Source organism: Streptomyces sp. NPDC003943, assembly GCF_053605265.1.
On the sequence record NZ_JBSGIW010000117.1, the window covers coordinates 1 to 19,563 of the forward strand.

The 19,563-nt window shown below is 71.6% G+C and carries 12 protein-coding genes, 1 tRNA gene and 1 rRNA gene; 3 read left to right on the top strand and 11 right to left on the bottom strand.

Annotated elements, in window-relative coordinates:
• Nucleotides 1–169 precede the first annotated feature (169 nt).
• Entirely contained in the window at nucleotides 170–961 is a 792-nt protein-coding gene (locus tag ACWEV0_RS32375; RefSeq protein ID WP_453153292.1) for a DNA-formamidopyrimidine glycosylase family protein, read from the top strand.
• Nucleotides 962–1,179: 218 nt separating this feature from the next.
• Entirely contained in the window at nucleotides 1,180–1,953 is a 774-nt protein-coding gene (locus ACWEV0_RS32380) for an SDR family NAD(P)-dependent oxidoreductase (protein ID WP_453153293.1), read from the top strand.
• Here ACWEV0_RS32380 and ACWEV0_RS32385 read toward each other — a convergent pair.
• From ACWEV0_RS32385 to ACWEV0_RS32425, 9 genes are all read right to left on the bottom strand, one after another.
• Nucleotides 1,901–2,155, bottom strand: a complete 255-nt coding sequence (locus ACWEV0_RS32385) for a hypothetical protein (protein WP_453153294.1) — start codon at nucleotides 2,153–2,155, stop codon at nucleotides 1,901–1,903. The genes ACWEV0_RS32380 and ACWEV0_RS32385 overlap by 53 nt on opposite strands.
• Nucleotides 2,156–2,396: 241 nt before the next feature.
• Nucleotides 2,397–2,777 carry a helix-turn-helix domain-containing protein gene (locus ACWEV0_RS32390; protein ID WP_403798648.1) on the bottom strand — a complete coding sequence of 127 codons (381 nt, stop codon included), beginning with the start codon at nucleotides 2,775–2,777 and terminating at the stop codon, nucleotides 2,397–2,399.
• Between the two features lie 109 nt (nucleotides 2,778–2,886).
• A complete protein-coding gene (locus tag ACWEV0_RS32395; protein ID WP_453153296.1) occupies nucleotides 2,887–3,429 on the bottom strand; it encodes a CinA family protein in 543 nt (180 codons plus the stop codon).
• Nucleotides 3,426–4,145 carry a CDP-diacylglycerol--glycerol-3-phosphate 3-phosphatidyltransferase gene (pgsA, locus tag ACWEV0_RS32400; RefSeq protein ID WP_453153298.1) on the bottom strand — a complete coding sequence of 240 codons (720 nt, stop codon included), beginning with the start codon at nucleotides 4,143–4,145 and terminating at the stop codon, nucleotides 3,426–3,428. The genes ACWEV0_RS32395 and pgsA overlap by 4 nt, the downstream gene beginning before the upstream one ends.
• Nucleotides 4,142–5,659: a 30S ribosomal protein S12 methylthiotransferase RimO gene (gene rimO / locus ACWEV0_RS32405; protein ID WP_453153299.1), complete on the bottom strand. Its 1,518-nt coding sequence runs from the start codon at nucleotides 5,657–5,659 to the stop codon at nucleotides 4,142–4,144. The genes pgsA and rimO overlap by 4 nt, the downstream gene beginning before the upstream one ends.
• Before the next feature lie 148 nt (nucleotides 5,660–5,807).
• Nucleotides 5,808–6,656 (bottom strand): RodZ domain-containing protein, encoded by an 849-nt coding sequence (locus ACWEV0_RS32410; RefSeq protein WP_453153301.1) that lies wholly within the window; start codon nucleotides 6,654–6,656, stop codon nucleotides 5,808–5,810.
• 224 nt (nucleotides 6,657–6,880) lie between these two features.
• Complete coding sequence (locus ACWEV0_RS32415) at nucleotides 6,881–9,685, bottom strand: DNA translocase FtsK (RefSeq protein WP_453153302.1); 2,805 nt, start codon at nucleotides 9,683–9,685, stop codon at nucleotides 6,881–6,883.
• 117 nt (nucleotides 9,686–9,802) lie between these two features.
• Nucleotides 9,803–10,477 carry a response regulator gene (locus ACWEV0_RS32420; RefSeq protein ID WP_453153303.1) on the bottom strand — a complete coding sequence of 225 codons (675 nt, stop codon included), beginning with the start codon at nucleotides 10,475–10,477 and terminating at the stop codon, nucleotides 9,803–9,805.
• Between the two features lie 344 nt (nucleotides 10,478–10,821).
• Nucleotides 10,822–16,323 (bottom strand): HAMP domain-containing protein, encoded by a 5,502-nt coding sequence (locus ACWEV0_RS32425; RefSeq protein ID WP_453153304.1) that lies wholly within the window; start codon nucleotides 16,321–16,323, stop codon nucleotides 10,822–10,824.
• A gap of 289 nt (nucleotides 16,324–16,612) precedes the next feature.
• On the opposite strand from ACWEV0_RS32425, the gene ACWEV0_RS32430 reads away from it, so the two are divergent.
• Nucleotides 16,613–19,267, top strand: a complete 2,655-nt coding sequence (locus tag ACWEV0_RS32430; protein ID WP_453153305.1) for a SpoIIE family protein phosphatase — start codon at nucleotides 16,613–16,615, stop codon at nucleotides 19,265–19,267.
• A 125-nt stretch (nucleotides 19,268–19,392) separates the two neighbouring features.
• Here the strand turns inward: ACWEV0_RS32430 and ACWEV0_RS32435 are convergent.
• Together ACWEV0_RS32435 and rrf are read right to left on the bottom strand one after the other, a co-directional pair.
• A tRNA-Thr gene (locus ACWEV0_RS32435) sits at nucleotides 19,393–19,465 on the bottom strand.
• A gap of 5 nt (nucleotides 19,466–19,470) precedes the next feature.
• Nucleotides 19,471–19,563 (bottom strand): 5S ribosomal RNA (rrf, locus tag ACWEV0_RS32440); the annotation flags it as partial.

Consider the following 19,563-nt stretch of genomic DNA (forward strand, 5'->3'; position numbering starts at 1 on the left):
TCGTGGTCGGGGTCGGCCTTCGGCAGGGCGGTGCCGAGGCGCCGCAGCACCCGGGTGAGAGCCGCCTCCAGCCAGTCCGGGCGGGCCAGGAAGCCCCGCGCCGCCGCCTTGGAGCAGTCCGGCCTCGCCACGCCCCCGCTCCGCCCCGGCGGCGCGGGATGATGGGCCCATGCCCGAAGGAGACACCGTCTGGTACGAGGCCCACCGGCTCGACACGGCGCTCGCCGGCCGGGTCCTCACGCGCTTCGACCTGCGCGTGCCCCGGTTCGCGACGGCCGACCTCACCGGCCGCCGGGTCCTCGATGTCACTCCGCGCGGCAAGCATCTGCTCACCCGCGTCGAGGGCGGCCTCACGCTCCACTCGCATCTGCGGATGGACGGCGCGTGGCAGGTGTACGCCACGGGTGAGCGCCCGCGTGGCGGGCCGGCGCACCAGATCCGGGCGATCCTCGGGAACGCGGAGTTCACGGCGTACGGTTACCGGCTCCCGGTCCTGGAACTGATCCGCACCTCGGAGGAGGAGAAGGCGGTCGGCCATCTCGGGCCCGATCTGCTCGGCCCGGACTGGGATCCCGCGGAGGCCGTCCGCAGGCTCGGCGCCGACCCGTCCCGGCCGCTCGGCGAGGCGCTGCTCGACCAGCGCAATCTCGCCGGGATCGGCAACGTCTACAAGTCGGAGCTGGCGTTCCTGGCCGGCGTCACGCCCTGGCTCCCGTTCGGCGAGCTGGGCCCCGGCGTCCCCGAGCGGCTGGTGGCCACCGCGCACCGGCTCCTGGAGGCGAACAAGGACCGCCCGGGCATGCGCACGACCACGAGCCGCCGCGGTGAGCGGCTGTACGTGTACGGGCGCGAGGGCCGCCCCTGTCCGCGCTGCGGAGGCGCGGTCCGCAAGGCCGAGCTGGCCGACCGGGTGACGTACTGGTGCCCGCGCTGCCAGCGGGGCCCGCGGCAGGAGCCGTAGCGCGGCCACCGCTCGTGGCGCCGTAGCGAGGCCACGCCCCTCGCACCGCAAAGACCGGGCCGCCGATGGTGGCCCTGCAAGCCGGGCCACCGCTCCTCGCACCGCAAGAACCGGGCCGCCGCTCCTGACACCGCAAAGCCAGACCCGCCGCTCCTGACACCGCAAAAGCCGAGCCCACCCAATTGACGGTCCGTCAGCTCCGGTCGTACCGTCCGGACATGGCCCTCACTGCCCGCACGGCGTATGACCTCACCGGCCGCACTGCCTTCGTCACCGGCGCCGCGAGCGGCATCGGCCGCGCGACCGCCGAACTCCTCGCCGAGGCGGGCGCGGCCGTGCACTGCGCGGACCGCGACGAGGCCGGTCTGAAGGAGACCGCGGCCCGGATCGGGCGCGTGGGCGGCACCGCGCACGCCCACGTCCTGGACGTCACCGATCGCGCCGCCCTCGCCGCCGCCGTACGCGCCGCGGGTCCGCTGCACGTGATGGCGGCCGTCGCAGGGGTCATGCACACAAGCACGGTCCTGGAGACCCGCGACGAGGATCTCGACCGGGTCCTCGCGGTGAACTTCAAGGGCGTGCTGCACGCCTGCCAGGAGGCCGCCCGCTCGATGATCGAGCACGGCGTGCCAGGCTCCGTCGTCACCATGGCCTCGGGCGCGATGGACACCGCGAACCCGGGCCTGCTCTGCTACAGCGTCACCAAGGCGGCCGTGGTCCAGCTGACCAAGACGCTCGCCGCCGAGGTCGGCCGGCACGGCATCCGGGTCAACGCCGTCGCCCCCGGCTGGGTCCGCACGCCCATGACCGACCGCCACGAGCCGGCCGCCCAGGAGCAGGCCGAGGCCGCGATGGTGCGCGTCTCACCGCTGGGCCGGGTGGGCGAACCGGAGGACATCGCTCACGCGGTGCTCCATCTCGCCTCTGACGCCTCGTCGTTCACGACGGGTCAGATCCTGCGTCCCAACGGCGGCGTCGCGATGCCCTGGTGACCCCGCGCTTGCCGGACGAGGCGGCCACGTGCACCGGCAACAGGCTCAGCCCCCAGCCGCCCGCGGCCACCGCCCCCTCGACCGGTCCCGCCTCCCCCGGCACCAGCAGCAGACGCAGCACCGCCCACCACCAGAGCCCACCGGCCACCAGTCCGGCCGCGACCAGCATGAGCGTCACCAGCGGAACCCGTCGCCGTACCATGGCCGCCTCCTCCGGTCGACGCTAGTCCCGCAGGATCACCCGGCGGGAGGGCGCACAAGAGGCAAGCCCGGCGCACGGGGCCGCATCGCAGCCCGTACCCTCCAGGCGCACGTACTCCACCATGGCACGTCGCACCCGGACTCGGCATCTCCAACGGAACAGCCCCGGCCGGCACCCGTACAGGGCACCGACCGGGGCTTCACGCCGTTTCCGGTTCGTACTTCCGGTTCGTGCTGCGCCGTCAGGCGGCGACGACGTCGACGGCCTCCGCGGGCGCCTTGATGGTCACCCGTTCGGGCACACCGGTCACCGACGTCACCGACACCGAATTGAGCATCGGTCGCACCGGTGCTCGCATCGGCTCACCGGCCGCCGCCGACTGGGCCAGTTCGGCCAGTGACAGCTCGTCGCTCACTTCACGCATGAGCTCGGACATCCGTACGTCCAGCGCGTCGCAGATCGCGGAGAGCAGCTCGGAGGAAGCCTCCTTCTGCCCCCGCTCCACCTCGGAGAGATAGCCGAGCGAGACTCGGGCGGACGAGGAGACTTCGCGCAGAGTACGGCCCTGGCGCTGGCGCTGCCGACGCAGCACGTCACCCAGCAGGCGACGGAGCAGAATCATCGGTGGCTCCCTCCTCGGACCGCGTAGCCGCATCCTTCACGCCCCACCGTACCGCCTCGCGCCGCGGCCGTGCGGGGAGCGATGTCGTGTTCACTCATGGCTGCAAACATCATTCTCCCCCGTTCTGTTCCGTATCCTGTGCCCGCGCATTTTCCGAGTGTTCGTCGGCGAGCAGTTCACACAGCAATTCGAGCACGCTCCGTACACTCTCTCTACGGATTTCCGCTCGACCGCCGTTCAACCGCAACGAGGCCACCTTCCCCGCTCCGGCCGCCCCCACGGCCTCCCCCGGGGGGCCGGCGACGGCCACGTAGACCGTCCCCACGGGCTGCCCGTCCTGCGGCTCGGGCCCGGCCACGCCCGTCGTCGCGGCGCCCCAGTCGGCGCCGAGCCGGTCCCGCACACCGGCCGCCATCTGCAGTGCGACCTCCGGGTCGACCGCGCCGCGCTCCGCCAGAAGGGTGCCGTCCACGCCGAGGAGCCGCTCCTTGACGGGCGTGGCGTAGGCCGTGACGGAGCCGCGGAAGGTTTTCGATGCTCCGGGCGCGTCCGTCAGCGCCGCGGCCACCAGACCACCCGTGAGGGACTCCGCGACGGCCAGCGTGTGACCACGCTCAGCGAGCAGCTCCAGCACCCGGGCGGCCTGGTTCATCGTGTCTCCGTCCTCCCGGACGTCGCCCCGGACGTCCCGCCGGCCGTGCTCCCGGCCGTCTCCTCGGCCGCCGCCCGTTCCGCGGCGAGCCCGCGCCGGCGCAGCACGACCGCCTGTCGCACATAGTCCAGACCGGTGACGACCGTCAGCACGACGGCCACCGCCATCACCCACCAGCGCAGGGTGGCGAGCGGACCGACGAGCACGAGCACGTACATGCCGACCGCCGTGCCCTGCGCGAGGGTCTTCATCTTGCCGCCGCGGCTGGCCGGAATGACCCCGTGCCGGATCACCCAGAACCGCATCAGCGTGATGCCGAGCTCCCGGGCGAGGATCACCGCGGTCACCCACCAGGGCAGGTCGCCGAGCGACGACAGGCAGATCAGCCCGGCCGCCATGATCGCCTTGTCGGCGATCGGGTCGGCGATCTTCCCGAAGTCCGTGACCAGGTTGTACGTGCGTGCCAGATGCCCGTCGAAGACGTCCGTGATCATGGCCACCGCGAACGCCGCCCATGCCCAGGCACGCCAGGCGGGGTCGTGTCCGCCGTCCTGGAGCAGCAGCACCACGAAGCCGGGCACGAGCACCAGGCGGATCATGGTGAGGATGTTGGCGATGTTCCAGAGGCTGGCCTGATTGACGGCGGCAGCGCCCAGCTTCCCGCGGGGCGCAGGCCTTCCGGTCCCGTCCGTCGCGGATGCCGGCACTCCGGTCATCTGCCCGCCTCCTCAGCCGTCACACACTCGGCCACGAGGTCGACGCCCTCGGTGGCGACCACCTCGGCCCTGACCATACGGCCCGGGGCGAGGCCGAGGCCCTCGGCCGAGTCCGCCGTGACGATCACCTGGCCGTCGGTCTCCGGCGCCTGGTGGGCGGCGCGGCCGATCCAGCCGTCCTCCTCCTCGTCGAAGGACTCGACCAGTACCTCCAGGGTCTCGCCGATCCGCTCCTCCGCGCGCTGCGCGGTGAGCTCCTCGGCGAGCCGGGACAGGTGGGCGAGGCGCTCGTCGACCACGTCCTGCGGCAGCTTGTGCTCGTACGTGGCGGCCTCGGTGCCGTCCTCGTCGGAGTAGCCGAAGACGCCGATGGCGTCGAGCCGGGCGTGGGTGACGAAGCGTTCCAGCTCCTTGAAGTCCGCCTCGGTCTCGCCGGGGAAGCCGACGATGAAGTTGGAGCGGGCACCGGCGGTCGGGGCCTTGGAGCGGATGGTCTCCAGGAGCTCCAGGAAGCGGTCGGTGTCGCCGAAGCGGCGCATCGCCCGCAGCACGTCCGGGGCGCTGTGCTGGAAGGACAGGTCGAAGTACGGGACGACCTTCTCGGTCGAGGTGAGCACGTCGATCAGGCCGGGGCGCATCTCGGCGGGCTGCAGGTAGCTGACCCGGACGCGCTCCAGGCCGTCGACGGCGGCCAGCTCGGGCAGCAGGCTCTCCAGGAGGCGGATGTCGCCGAGGTCCTTGCCGTACGAGGTGTTGTTCTCGGAGACCAGCATGATCTCCTTCACGCCCTGCTCGGCGAGCCAGCGGGTCTCGTTCAGCACGTCGGACGGGCGGCGCGAGACGAAGGAGCCGCGGAAGGACGGGATGGCGCAGAAGGAGCAGCGCCGGTCGCAGCCGGAGGCCAGCTTCACGGAGGCGACGGGGCTGGTGTCCAGCCGGCGGCGGAGGGGCGCACGGGGCCCGGAGGCGGGCGCGAGGCCCTCGGGGAGGTCGGCGGGCACGTTCTCCGGCGCCACGGCGGCCTCGGGCGCCTCGGCGGCGTCCCCGTGCCCCGGCAGGGCCACGGAGGCGGCGGCCTGCTGGCGCTCCACGGGCGACAGCGGCAGCAGCTTGCGCCGGTCGCGCGGGGTGTGCGCCTCGACGCTGCCGCCGCTGAGGATCACCTGGAGGCGGTTGGAGATGTCGGCGTAGTCGTCGAAGCCGAGCACGCCGTCGGCCTCGGGCAGCGCGTCGGCGAGCTCCTTGCCGTAGCGCTCGGCCATGCAGCCGACGGCGACGACGGCCTGGGTGCGGCCGTGGTCCTTCAGATCATTGGCTTCGAGGAGGGCGTCGACGGAGTCCTTCTTGGCGGCCTCGACGAAGCCACAGGTGTTGACGACGGCGACGTCTGCGTCCTCGGCGTTCTCGACGAGCTCCCAGCCGTCCGCTGCCAAGCGGCCTGCGAGCTCCTCCGAGTCCACCTCGTTACGGGCGCAGCCGAGAGTGACAAGGGCGACGGTACGGCGTTCGGGCATGGACTCAAGACTACTTCGTCCCGGCCGTACCTCCGTCGCGCTGGGTTCACCTGCGCGACGGCCGTCACATCCTGTGCCGGGAAACCGGCCGGAAACCGCCGGGAAGCCGCCGGGGGCGGCCGGGAAGCCGCTGGGCGGGCGCCGGGACTCAGCCCGCCTCGGGGTCGCCCTTGGTGTACGTCAGGCGCTGCACCTGGCCGGACTCGAAGGTGTCCTCGATCTTCTTGCCGTTGACGTAGAGCTCGATCGGGCCGGCGTTGCCGAGGATGAGATCGATGCGCTCGTCGTCCTGGAAGGTCTTGGACTCGCCCGCGAGGAGCAGCCCGTCGAAGAGCAGCTTGCCGTCGTGGGCCTTGGCCGAGATCCAGCTCTTGTCGCCGACCGCGGTCAGCTTGACCGTGACCTTGTCCGCCGGGACCGCCGCGATGGCGCTCTCGGACGGCACGGGCTTGGTCTCGGCCGGCTTGACCGGCTTGGTCCTGGCCGGCGCGGGTGCGGTCGTGCCGGCCTTGGTCGCCGGGGCCGGGCCCTCCGCGACCGCGCCGCCGGTGCCGGGGTCGGTCCCGTTGAACATCGTGAAGCCGACGAAGCCGACGACGGCCACGATCGCCGCGACCATGGCGGCGGTCCAGTTGGGGCGGCGGGGCTCGGGGCGGATGCGTTCCGCCTCGAACAGCGGGGCGGCGGGGGTGGGCGAGGGACGGCCACCGTGCTGGGCGTCGTACTGCTCGATCAGCGGTGCCGGATCGAGCCCGACGGCGCGCGCGAGCGTACGGACGTGCCCGCGGGCGTAGACGTCGCCGCCGCAGCGCGAGAAGTCGTCCTCCTCGATCGCTTGCACGATCGGGGCGCGCACCCGGGTGGAGGCGCTGACCTCTTCGACGGTGAGACCGGCGGCGACACGGGCCTGCTGGAGGGCACGACCGATCGAATCCCGGTCATCTGCCGGGAAGTTCCGGTCGTCCTCGGGGGATTCGGGGGAGTTGCCGATGGACACGGGAGCGCCTTTCGAGCGTGTAGCCACCTGCTGGATGTTCAGTCTATGGGTGGTACGAAAGGGTGGGGCAACCGGGCGGGCGTCGTTTGTACGCCGTTCGTACGGCCCGAGGGCGGGGACACGGGATTCCCCCTCCCTCCAACTTGACGTACGGCCAGGGGAAACGGTTGCCCTCGTTCCCTTACGAGTGAGTCTCGGCCAGGTCTCGTTACAGGCGCGGTGCTCTACTCCCCGCCGCGGATCAGCGCGAGTACCCCGTCCAGCTCGTCCGGCTTGACCAGTACGTCCCGCGCCTTCGAGCCCTCACTGGGTCCGACGATGTTCCGCGACTCCATCAGGTCCATCAGCCGGCCGGCCTTCGCGAAGCCCACCCGCAGCTTCCGCTGGAGCATCGAGGTGGAGCCGAACTGGGTCGAGACGACGAGCTCGGCGGCCTGGCACAGCAGGTCGAGGTCGTCGCCGATCTCCTCGTCGATCTCCTTCTTCTGCTTGGTGCCGACGGTGACGTCGTCCCGGAAGACCGGCGTCATCTGGTCCTTGCAGTGCTGGACGACGGCGGCGACCTCGTGCTCGGTGACGAAGGCACCCTGCATACGGGTCGGCTTGTTGGCGCCCATCGGCAGGAACAGGCCGTCGCCCTTGCCGATCAGCTTCTCGGCGCCCGGCTGGTCGAGGATGACCCGGCTGTCGGCGAGCGAGGAGGTGGCGAAGGCGAGCCGCGAGGGCACGTTCGCCTTGATCAGGCCGGTGACGACGTCCACGGAGGGCCGCTGGGTGGCGAGCACCAGGTGGATGCCGGCCGCGCGGGCCAGCTGGGTGATGCGGACGATCGCGTCCTCGACGTCCCTGGGCGCGACCATCATCAGGTCGGCGAGCTCGTCGACGATCACCAGGAGGTACGGGTACGGCTGGAGCTCGCGCTCGCTGCCCGGCGGCAGCTGCACCTTGCCGTCCCGGATCGCCTGGTTGAAGTCGTCGATGTGCCGGAAGCCGAAGGCGGCCAGGTCGTCGTAGCGCAGGTCCATCTCGCGCACGACCCACTGCAGCGCCTCGGCGGCCCGCTTGGGGTTGGTGATGATCGGCGTGATCAGGTGCGGGATGCCTTCGTACGCGGTGAGTTCGACCCGCTTGGGGTCGACGAGGACCATCCGGACGTCCTCCGGGGTCGCTCTTATCATCACCGAGGTGATCAGGCAGTTGATGCACGAGGACTTGCCGGAGCCGGTGGCGCCGGCGACCAGGATGTGCGGCATCTTCGCCAGGTTGGCCATCACATAGCCGCCCTCGACGTCCTTGCCGAGCGCCACCAGCATCGGGTGGTCGTCCTCCGCGGCCTCGGCGAGCCGCAGCACGTCGCCGAGGTTGACCATCTCGCGGTCGGTGTTGGGGATCTCGATGCCGACCGCGGACTTGCCCGGGATCGGCGAGATGATCCGCACGTCGGGGCTGGCCACGGCGTACGCGATGTTCTTGGTGAGCGCGGTGATCTTCTCGACCTTGACGGCCGGGCCGAGCTCGACCTCGTAGCGGGTGACCGTCGGGCCGCGGGTGAAGCCGGTGACGGCCGCGTCGACCTTGAACTCGGCGAAGACGTTGGTCAGCGACTCGACGATGGCGTCGTTGGCGGCGCTGCGGGTCTTGCCGGGGCCGCCGCGCTCCAGGAGGTCCATGGAGGGCAGGGCGTACGTGATGTCGCCGGCGAGCTGGAGCTGCTCGGCGCGCGGCGGCAGGTCGGTCGGCTCGGGTGCCGGCTTCGTCAGGTCGGGCACCGCGCCGCCGGAGCGGTCCTTGGCGGCGCCCCGCGCGGTCGGCACGGGCGCGGCGGCCGGGGCCTCGTCGATCGGTTCGGTCGCCTCGGCGGCGGCCGCGGCCCGGGCGGCGGCCCGCTCGGCGGTGACGTCCCGGGTCAGGTCGGCGACCAGCGGGGACGGCGGCATGCCGCCCAGCACGACCCCGTCGAGCGCGGCGGCCGCGGCGGCGGCCACGTCGACCGGGTCGAGCCCGCCGGTGTCGAAGGCGGACGCGGGCGGCGTGCGGCGCCGGCCGCGCCGCTCCAGGGCGTCGGCCTCGGCGCGGTCGGGGTCGTAGTCCCGCCCCTGCCCGGGGGCGCGGCGGCGCACCGGACGGGCGGCCCGGGGCGCGTCGTCCCGCCAGTCGTCGCCGTACTCCTCGTACGCGCCGGCCTCCTCGGGGTCGTACTCCGGTTCGACGATGCCGAGCCGGGCGCCGAGGGCGCGGAGCCGCTGCGGGATGGCGTTGACGGGGGTGGCGGTGACGACGAGCAGTCCGAAGATCGTGAGCAGCACGAGCAGCGGCACCGCCAGGACCTCGCCCGTCATGAAGACGAGCGGCTTGGACGCGGCCCAGCCGATGAGCCCGCCGGCGTCCTGCATGGCCTGGGTGCCGTCGTCGCGGCCGGGCGAGCCGCAGGCGATGTGGACCTGCCCGAGCACGCCGATGACCAGCGCGGAAAGGCCGATGACGATGCGGCCGTTGGCCTCCGGCTTCTCCGGGTAGAGGATCAGCCGGACGGCGATCGCGCCGAGCAGCAGCGGGACGAGCAGGTCGAGCCGGCCGAAGGCTCCGGTGACCAGCATCTCCACCAGGTCGCCGACGGGGCCGCGCAGATTGGACCAGGTGCCGGCGGCGACGACCAGGGCGACGCCGAGCAGCAGCAGCGCGAGTCCGTCCTTGCGGTGCGCCGGGTCGAGGCCCTTGGCGCCTCGTCCTATCCCCCGGAACATCGCCCCGACGCCGTGCGCGAGGCCGAGCCAGAGGCCGCGCGCCAGCCGGTAGACGCCCCCGGTCGGGGACGGCGCCGGGCGCGGCGCGGGCTTCTTCGCCGCGGTCTTGCGCGCGGGCGCGCGCCCGCCGGCGGCGGTCTTCTTGGCCGGCGCCTTCTTCGCGGGAGGCTTGGCGGGGGACTTGGCGGGCGCCGCCTTCTTCGCGGTGCCGCTCGTACGGCCGGCGGCTCGCTTCGCGGTGCCCGCCGTGCCCTGGGAACCCTTGCCGGACGTACGTGAGGCCATGGTGCTGAGGTTACCGGTGTACGCCGCCGGGGAAACACGCTCACCCGTTCGTGTCGTGCCTGCCGGGGCGCCGAACTGACGCCCGTTCACGGTGGGCGGCGGCGGGGTGACCCTGCGTCAGTTCTGCGCGGGCAGCGTCGGTGTCGCGCCCGTGCCGGGCTCCAGCGCGTCGAGTGCCCGGCGCAGCCCGGTGAGCTTGCGCTCCAGGTGCGCGGCGGTGGCGACGGCGGCCGCGTCGGCCGAGTCGTCGTCGAGCTGCTTGGAGAGCGCCTCGGCCTGCTCCTCGACGGCGGCGAGCCGGGCGGACAGCTCGGCGAGCAGCCCCGCGGACTCCTTGCTCTGGCCGCCGGGGCCGCTGCCCTCCAGCTGGAGCCGGAGCAGCGCGGCCTGCTCGCGGAGCTGACAGTTCTTCATGTACAGCTCGACGAACACCGACACCTTGGCGCGCAGCACCCACGGGTCGAACGGCTTGGAGATGTAGTCGACCGCGCCCGCCGCGTACCCCCGGAAGGTGTGGTGGGGGCCGTGGTTGATGGCGGTGAGGAAGATGATCGGGATGTCCCGGGTCCGCTCCCGCCGCTTGATGTGCGCGGCCGTCTCGAATCCGTCCATGCCGGGCATCTGGACGTCCAGCAGGATGACCGCGAAATCGTCGGTCAGCAGCGCCTTGAGCGCTTCCTCCCCGGAGGATGCCCGCACCAGTGTCTGATCGAGCGCGGAGAGAATGGCCTCCAGCGCCAGCAGATTCTCCGGCCGGTCATCGACCAGGAGGATCTTGGCCTTCTGCACCATGCCCCGTCCTCCTCGTCCCGGCACTGCCTCGCTCCGGCTCCGTGAGCCGGGGACAGCACCGGGCGCCGCCCCAGATGACGGCTCCCATACGCCGTCCGTCCTTGTGCCGGTCATCGTAGCCGCACCCCACCCGTCGCCACACCCTGTCACCGCATTGTCACGGAGCACACAAGCCCTGCCCGTACGTCGAACGCGGCGGGAGACCAGAAGGTTCCCCGTCCGACGGGCTCTCACACCCGCCTGGCGACGGTCCGCCGGCACCGGTGCCCGCGAGCCGCGGCCCCGGCCGGGGCCCGCCGGACAGCACCTGGGGCCTGTCCGGCGGATCAGGGTCGAGACACCCCCTAGCGCCCCTCCCCCCGCATCCACTGCTCCATGACCGTGAGCAGATGGTCCGGGTCGACCGGCTTGGTGACGTAGTCGGACGCGCCGGAGTCGATGGCCTTCTCCCGGTCGCCCTTCATCGCCTTGGCGGTCAGCGCGATGATCGGTAGCCCGGCGAACTGCGGCATCCGCCGGATCGCGGTGGTCGTCGCGTATCCGTCCATCTCCGGCATCATGATGTCCATCAGCACCACGGACACGTCCTCGTGCTGTTCCAGGACCTCGATGCCCTCCCGGCCGTTCTCCGCGTAGAGCACCGCGAGCCCGTTCTGCTCCAGGACGCTGGTCAGCGCGAACACGTTGCGGATGTCGTCGTCGACGATCAGCACCTTCTCGCCCGCGAACGAGAACACCGGACGCGGATCGGCCTCCGCCCGCTCGTCGCCCGCGACCTGCCCGTCGTTCCCGGACTGCCCCGCCTGCCCGGGCAGCTGCGCCCGCTGCGGGGACGTCTTGCGACGGTGCCGGAAGAGCGCGCCGGCCCCCGAGCGGGCCTCGGCGGGCGCCGGTGCGGGTGCGAAGTGCGCCATGCCCTCGGCGAACCCGGCTCCGCCCTCGTGCCCGTAGCGGCCGTCCTGGCCGTCGGGGCCCTCGTACCCCTCCATGGGGTCCTGGCCGGCGCCGGGGTGCGCGGGCGCGGTCGGGCTCAGCGGCAGGTACAGGGTGAAGGTCGAGCCGCGGCCCGGCTCGCTCGCCGCGTAGATCTCGCCGCCGAGCAGACGGGCGATCTCCCGGCTGATGGACAGGCCCAGGCCCGTACCGCCGTACTTGCGGCTGGTGGTGCCGTCGGCCTGCTTGAACGCCTCGAAGATGACCCGCATCTTGCCGGCCGCGATGCCGATGCCGGTGTCCGTGACCGAGAACGCGATCATGTCGGCGTCCGGGTCGCGCAGCGTCCCCGCTTCCAGGAGCTGTTCCCGGATCGACTGCGGCACGTCCGCGCCGGCCGGCCGGATGACCAGCTCGACGGCGCCGGTGTCGGTGAACTTCACCGCGTTCGACAGGAGGTTGCGCAGCACCTGCAGGAGCCGCTGCTCGTCGGTGTGGAGCGTGGCGGGCAGTTCCGGCGAGACCCGCACCGAGAAGTCCAGTCCCTTCTCCGCGGTGAGCGGCCGGAAGGTGGCCTCCACGTAGTCGACGAGCTGCACGAGCGCGATCCGGGTGGGCGAGACGTCCATCTTGCCCGCCTCGACCTTCGACAGGTCGAGGATGTCGTTGATCAGCTGGAGCAGGTCGGAGCCGGCGCCGTGGATGGTCTCGGCGAACTCGACCTGCTTGGGCGTCAGATTGGTGTCGGCGTTGTCGGCGAGCAGCTTGGCGAGGATCAGCAGCGAGTTGAGCGGGGTGCGCAGCTCGTGCGACATGTTGGCCAGGAACTCGGACTTGTAGCGCATGGAGACCGCGAGCTGTTCGGCGCGCTCCTCCAGGACCTGCCGGGCCTCCTCGATCTCGGTGTTCTTCACCTCGATGTCCCGGTTCTGCCGGGCGAGCAGCTCGGCCTTCTCCTCCAGCTCGTCGTTGGAGTTCTGCAGCTCCATCTGGCGGTTCTCCAGCTCCGCCGACCGCTCCCGCAGCTGCTCGGTGAGCTCCTGCGACTGCTTGAGCAGCACCTCGGTGCGGGTGTTGACGCTGATGGTGTTGACGGTGGTGGCGATCAGCTCGGCGATCTGGTTGAGGAAGTCGCGCTGGATCTGGGTGAACGGCTGGAAGGACGCCAGCTCGATGACGCCGAGGACCCGGCCCTCGAACAGCACCGGCAGCACGATCACATGGGCCGGCGCGGCCTCGCCGAGACCGGAGGAGATCTTCAGGTAGCCCGGCGGCACGTTGACCTGGATGGTCCGCTTCTCCTCGGCGGCCGTGCCGATGAGCGTCTCGCCCGGCCGGAAGGAGGTCGGCATGGAGCCGGCGGAGTAGCCGTAACTGCCGCGCATCCGCAGCTCGTACGAGCCCTCGCCCTCGCCCACCGGTTCGGCGTCGCTGTTGGCGGAGCCGGTCGGCATCGCCACGAAGAACGCGCCGTGCTGCGCGGAGACGACCGGCGTCAGCTCGCTCATGATGAGCGAGGCGACGTCGTCCAGGTCCCGCCGGCCCTGCATCAGACCGGAGATCCGGGCCAGGTTGCCCTTCAGCCAGTCCTGCTCGTCGTTGGCGAGGGTGGTGTCGCGCAGGTTGGCGATCATGGTGTTGATGTTGTCCTGGAGGGCCTGGATCTCACCGGCCGCGTCCACACCGTCGATCTTGACGTTGAGGTCGCCGCGGGTCACCGCGGTGGCGACGGCCGCGATGGCCCGCACCTGCCGGGTCAGGTTCCCGGCCATCTCGTTCACCGACTCGGTCAGGTCCCACCAGGTGCCCTCGACGTCCCGGACCCGGGCCTGACCGCCCAGCTGGCCGTCGGTGCCCACCTCGCGGGCCACCCGGGTGACCTCCTCGGCGAAGTTCGACAGCTGGTCGACCATCGTGTTGATGGTGCTCTTCAGCTCCAGGATCTCGCCGCGCGCGTCGATGTCGATCTTCTTGGTGAGATCGCCCTTGGCGATGGCGGTGGTGACGGCGGCGATCTGGCGCACCTGACCGGTCAGGTTGTCGGCCATCGAGTTCACCGACTCGGTCAGGTCCTTCCAGGTGCCAGACACACCGGGCACCCGCGCCTGGCCGCCCAGCTCGCCCTCGGTGCCCACCTCACGGGCCACCCGGGTCACCTCGTCCGCGAACGACGACAGCGTCGTCACCATTGTGTTGACGGTGTCGGCGAGCTCGGCGACCTCGCCGCGGGCCTCGACCGTGACCTTCTTCGTCAGGTCGCCGTTGGCGACGGCCGCGGAGACCCGGGAGATGTTCCGCACCTGACTGGTCAGGTTGTTGGCCATCAGGTTGACGTTGTCGCTCAGGTCCTTCCAGATGCCGGTGACCCCGCGCACCCGCGCCTGGCCACCGAGGATGCCCTCGGTGCCCACCTCGCGGGCCACCCGCGTCACCTCGTCGGCGAAGTTCGACAGCTGGTCGACCATCGTGTTGACGGTCGTCACCAGCTCCAGGATCTCGCCCTTGGCGTCGACGGTGATCTTCTTCGACAGGTCGCCCTTCGCGACCGCCGTGGTGACCTCGGCGATGTTCCGGACCTGGAAGGTCAGGTTGTTCGCCATCATGTTCACCGACTGGGTCAGGTCCTTCCAGGTGCCGGAGACTCCCTGCACCTCGGCCTGACCGCCCAGGATGCCCTCGGTGCCCACCTCACGGGCCACCCGCGTCACCTGGTCGGCGAAGCTGGAGAGCTGGTCCACCATCGTGTTGAGGGTGTTCTTCAGCTCCAGGATCTCGCCGCGCGCGTCGACGTCGATCTTCTGCGACAGGTCACCACGGGCGACCGCGGTGGCGACCTGCGCGATGTTGCGCACCTGGGCCGTCAGGTTCCCGGCCATGCCGTTCACCGAGTCCGTCAGGTCCCGCCACACACCGGCGACACCCGGCACCTGCGCCTGACCGCCCAGCCGCCCGTCGGTGCCCACCTCGCGGGCCACCCGGGTCACCTGGTCCGCGAACGCGGACAGCTGGTCGACCATCGTGTTGATGGTGTTCTTCAGCTCCAGGATCTCGCCGCGCGCGTCCACGTCGATCTTCTGCGACAGGTCACCGCGCGCCACGGCCGTCGTCACCTGGGCGATCTGCCGCACCTGCGAGGTCAGGTTGCCGGCCATGAAGTTCACCGAGTCGGTCAGCTCGCGCCACCGTCCCGACACGCCGTCCACCCGGGCCTGGCCGCCGAGCCGGCCCTCGGTGCCCACGTCCCGCGCCATCCGGGTCACCTGGTCGGCGAACGAGGAGAGCTGCGACACCATCGTGTTGACGGTGTTCTTCAACTCCAGCATCTCACCGGCCACATCCACCGTGACCTTCTGCGACAGATCACCGTTGGCAACCGCCGTCGTCACCTGCGCGATGTCCCGCACCTGGCCGGTCAGGTTGCGGAACGCGGTGTTCACCGAGTCGGTGAGGTCCTTCCAGGTGCCCGCCGCGCCCGGCACATGCGCCTGGCCGCCCAGCAGACCCTCGACGCCGACCTCCCGCGCCACCCGGGTCACCTCGGAACCGAACGCCGAGAGCTGGTCCACCATCGTGTTGACGGTGTTCTTCAACTCCAGCATCTCACCGGCCACATCGACCGTGACCTTCTGCGACAGATCGCCGCTGGCGACCGCCGTCGTCACCTGCGCGATGTCCCGCACCTGCGTGGTGATGTTCCGGAAGACCGTGTTGACCGAGTCCGTCAGATCCTTCCAGGTGCCCGCCGCACCCGGCACCTGCGCCTGACCGCCCAGAATGCCCTGCGCGCCGACCTCGCCGGACACGCGCGTCACCTCGTCCGCGAAGGTCCGCAGCGTCTCCGTCATCTGGTTGATGGTGTCCGCGAGCTGCGCGATCTCGCCGCGCGCCGACACCCGTACCTTCTGCGACAGGTCACCGTTGGCGACCGCGGTGGTCACCTCCGCGATCCCTCTCACCTGATTGGTGAGATTTCCGGCCATCGTGTTGACGGAGTCGGTGAGGTCCTTCCACACACCACCGACCCCGGCCACATCGGCCTGACCGCCCAGCTCGCCCTCCGTGCCCACCTCACGGGCCACCCTCGTCACCTCGGACGAGAACGAGGACAGCTGGTCCACCATCGTGTTGACGGTGTTCTTCAGCTCCAGCATCTCGCCGGCCACGTTCGCCGTGACCTTCTGCGACAGATCACCGTTGGCAACCGCCGTCGTGACCAGCGCGATGTCCCGCACCTGAGCCGTCAGCTGGTTGGCCATCGTGTTGACCGAGTCCGTCAGGTCCTTCCACGAACCCGACATCCCCCGCACCTGCGCCTGACCGCCCAGAATGCCCTCGGTGCCCACCTCCAGGGCGACCCGCGTCACCTCGTCCGCGAACACCGACAACTGGTCGACCAGGTTGTTCACCGTACGGGCGACCTTCAGGAACTCGCCCCGCAGCGGCCGCGTCGTACCGTCCGTACCCTCCGAACGCAGCTCCATCCGCTGCCCGAGATCACCCTCGGCCACCGCCGAGAGCACCCGGCTCACCTCGGACACCGGCCGCGCCAGCTCGTCCACCAGCGCGTTCGCCGCCTCGATCGCCGAGGCCCACGCCCCCTCGCCGGCACCCGTCTCAAGCCGCTCCGACAGCTTGCCCTCGCGGCCCACCACCCGGCGCACCCGCGAGATCTCCCCGGTCAGATGCGTCTGCCGGTCCGCGACCTCGTTGAAGACGGCCGCGACCTCCGCCATGATCCCGTCGCCCGAGACCGTGAGCCGCTTGCGGAAGTTCCCGTCCCGCATCGACACCAGCGCGGCGAGCAGCCGCTGCAGCGCCGCCGCGTCCACCTGCACCGTGCCCCCGCCCCGGGACCGGCCGCCGCCCTTCGGCCGCGCACCGCCACCGCGCCGCGTCGTCGTGCCAGACTCCACCGTGTCCCTCCCGAGGGGGTCGACCGGACCGTTCGGTCTCTCGCTATCAGCCTGCCCAGTGTTTCACCGGCTCCGAACCAGGCCATAACAGTTCGGCAGCTTCGCACAACGTCCCCACGTCCGAGGGACGCAGGCAAGGACGCAAACGGGGACGCAAAGTGCGTGACCGGCATCCGCCGGGGCACCGAAGGTAAGTAACCTGGCATCCGGCTGTCCAACCGCCCCGGACCGCCCGGCGGGGGCGGGACGGCGCGAAGCGAGCACGGGCAGCGGGAGGGGCAGACCGACCATGGCAGAGCCGGGCGTCGAGACGCGTACAAGGAGTTCAGTGATCACCGCGCGGGCGGCTGCCAGTTTCGAACCCGTCGGGCGGTCCGTCGCGACCGCCCGCGCCTTCGTCCGGGACACGCTCCAGGGCTGGGGATACGCCGAGGTCGTCGACGACGCGGTCGTCCTCACCAGCGAACTCGTCACCAACGCCGTCATCCACGCCGGCACCGCCGCCGACGTGCTCTGCCTGCGCCGCGACGACGGCGTCCGCATCGAGGTCGCCGACCGCTACCCCGAGCGCGAGATCCCCGTCCAGCAGAGCCGCACCGCGCAGAGCCACGACCGCGAGAACGGCCGGGGCCTGCTGCTGTGCGCCGCGCTCGCCGCCCGCTGGGGCGTCGACTACAGCCCCACCCGCAAACACGTCTGGTTCCACCTCGACCTCCCCGAACGCCCCGTCGGCACCCGCTCCGCAGGCCCCGTCCTGCCCGACCCGCTGCTCCCCCTCACCGACAGCCGGGTCCGCGTCGCCGTCGTCCAGCTCGACGCCGAAGGCGCCATCAGCTCCTGGAACGAGCACGCCGAGGAACTCTTCGGATACGGCTCCGAGCAGGTCACCGGCAAACCCCTCGGCGACCTCGCCGCCTGGCCGCACACGCCCGGCATCGGCACCGGCCTCGCCGAAGCCCTCCGCCTCTCCCGCTGGGAGGGCAGCTACGGCATCCGCTGCGCCGACGGCCGCGTCATCCCCGTCTACGCCTCCCACCTCCGCGTCCGCGACGCCCAGGGCGAGCCGTCCACCGTCTGCCTCCTCGTCCGCGAGTACGAGCGCGCGGTCCTCCAGACCCCGCAGCGCCCCGCCGGCGCCGAGACCGGCCCCGAGAGCCGCGGCACCGCCGCCGACCCCTTCGAGGTCTTCATCGGCTCCCCGGCCCCCGACGACCTCGACGGCCTCCTCCAGCGCACGGTCGAACGCGCCCGCGACATGCTCGACGGCGACTCCGCCTTCCTCCTCCTCGCCACCGACGACGAGACCGAACTGGAGGTACGGGCCACCACGGGCCTGCCCTCCGCCCGCCAGCGCTTCGCCCGCGTCCCCGTCGAGACCGGCGCCAGCCGCTACGGCTCCGCCCGCATGCCCGCCGTCCACGAGGACCTGGCCGCCGTCCCCGGCGCCGTACCGCTCCTCGAAGGCACCGGCATGCGCTCGGTCGTCACGGTCCCGCTCAAGGTCGAGGGCCGCCTGACCGGCTCCCTCGGCGTCGCCGCCGAGACCGCCAACCGCTACTCCAACGAGGAGGCCCTGCGCCTCCAGTTCGCCGCCGACCGCATCGCCCTGGCCGTGGAATCCGCCCGCCTCGGCGAACTCGAACGGCTCCGCCGCGGCTCCCTCAGCTTCCTCGTCGAGGCGTCCGACCTCCTCGCCGGCACCCTCGACCGGGACCAGACACTGGCCCTGATGGCCCAGATGACGGTCCCCACCCTGGCCACCTGGTGCGCCGTCTACACGATCGCCGACCAGGCCTCCGACCCGTACCTCTCCTACGTCCTGCACGAGGACGAGGACCTGATCGACGGTCTGAAGGCCCTGCTCTCCTCCATCGACCCGCCGGACCCGGTGCCCACCCCGGGCGCCCGCGTCTGGACCGCCCCCGGCGACGCCGCCCACCGCTCCGCGCTCAGCGCCTCGATGCGCGAACTCGGCGGCCCCGCCGGCCCGGTCTCCTCCGGCATCCACACGGCCCTCGCCACGGCGGCCGCCGTCGGCGGCGAGACCGTCGTCCTGCCGCTCGTGGCCCGCAACCGCGTCATCGGCATGCTGACGCTCGGCCGGCCCACCGACGACCACTTCCGCCAGGAGAGCCTGGAACTCGCCGAGGACCTCTCCCGCCGAGCGGCCCTGGCCCTGGACAACGCCCGCCTCTACTCGGAACGCATGGCCATCAGCCAATCGCTCCAGCGCAGCCTGCTGCCGCCCGGCCTCCCGGACATCCCCGGCGTCGAGGTCGACGTCATCTACCGCGCGGCCGGCGAGGGCAACGAGGTCGGCGGCGACTTCTACGACCTCTTCCCGATCCGCGACGGCGCGTACGGCTTCGCCATCGGCGACGTCTGCGGTACGGGCCCCGAGGCCGCCGCCGTCACCGGCCTGGCCCGGCACGCCCTGCGCCTCCTCGCCCGCGAGGGCTTCGGCGGCCCTGCCGTACTGGAACGCCTCAACGCGGCCATCCTCGACGAGGGCGCCCGCAGCCGCTTCCTCACCCTCCTCTACGGCGAGATGCGTCCCCAGGAGGACGGCTCCGCGCTCCTCAAGGTCGTCTGCGCCGGCCACCCGCTGCCGCTCCGCCTCAGCCAGGACGGCACGGTCCGCCCGGCCGCCGACCCGCAGCCGCTCCTCGGCGTCATGGACGACCTCGAGCTGTACGAGCAGACGGTCACCCTCGACCCGGGCGACGTCCTCCTGTGCGTCACGGACGGCGTCACCGAACGCCGCGAGGGCACAAGGATGTTGGGCGACGACGGCCTCGCCGAGGTCCTCCGTTCGTGTACGGGCCTGACGGCCGGCGCGGTCGCCTCCCGTGTGCTGCGGGCGGTCGAGCGTTTCGCCCAGGCCCCGGCCTCCGACGACATGGCCATCCTCGCCCTGCGCATCCCGGAGCCGCACCACCAGTAGGTCGGCAAGCCGGTAAGCAAGCGAGCCGGCCCCCGAACGGGGGCCGGCTTCTTCTTTGGTCACTGTCACTGTGCCGTGGGGGAACGCAAAAAGGCCCCCGCCATGAGGCGGGGGCCTTTTCTCTGAGCCCTTTAACGGAATCGAACCGTTGACCTTCTCCTTACCATGGAGACGCTCTGCCGACTGAGCTAAAAGGGCGGGTTGTTCGGCGGCGTCCTACTCTCCCACAGGGTCCCCCCTGCAGTACCATCGGCGCTGAAAGGCTTAGCTTCCGGGTTCGGAATGTAACCGGGCGT

Excerpts from the sequence above, each read along its gene's own strand:
- ACWEV0_RS32390 (WP_403798648.1), bottom strand. The coding sequence starts at position 2,777 with ATGATTCTGCTCCGTCGCCTGCTGGGTGACGTGCTGCGTCGGCAGCGC.
- ACWEV0_RS32385 (WP_453153294.1), bottom strand. The coding sequence starts at position 2,155 with ATGGTACGGCGACGGGTTCCGCTGGTGACGCTCATGCTGGTCGCGGCC.
- ACWEV0_RS32420 (WP_453153303.1), bottom strand. The coding sequence starts at position 10,477 with ATGGTGCAGAAGGCCAAGATCCTCCTGGTCGATGACCGGCCGGAGAAT.
- rimO (WP_453153299.1), bottom strand. The coding sequence starts at position 5,659 with ATGCCCGAACGCCGTACCGTCGCCCTTGTCACTCTCGGCTGCGCCCGT.
- ACWEV0_RS32375 (WP_453153292.1), top strand. The coding sequence starts at position 170 with ATGCCCGAAGGAGACACCGTCTGGTACGAGGCCCACCGGCTCGACACG.
- ACWEV0_RS32380 (WP_453153293.1), top strand. The coding sequence starts at position 1,180 with ATGGCCCTCACTGCCCGCACGGCGTATGACCTCACCGGCCGCACTGCC.
- pgsA (WP_453153298.1), bottom strand. The coding sequence starts at position 4,145 with ATGACCGGAGTGCCGGCATCCGCGACGGACGGGACCGGAAGGCCTGCG.
- ACWEV0_RS32395 (WP_453153296.1), bottom strand. The coding sequence starts at position 3,429 with ATGAACCAGGCCGCCCGGGTGCTGGAGCTGCTCGCTGAGCGTGGTCAC.
- ACWEV0_RS32415 (WP_453153302.1), bottom strand. The coding sequence starts at position 9,685 with ATGGCCTCACGTACGTCCGGCAAGGGTTCCCAGGGCACGGCGGGCACC.
- ACWEV0_RS32430 (WP_453153305.1), top strand. The coding sequence starts at position 16,613 with ATGGCAGAGCCGGGCGTCGAGACGCGTACAAGGAGTTCAGTGATCACC.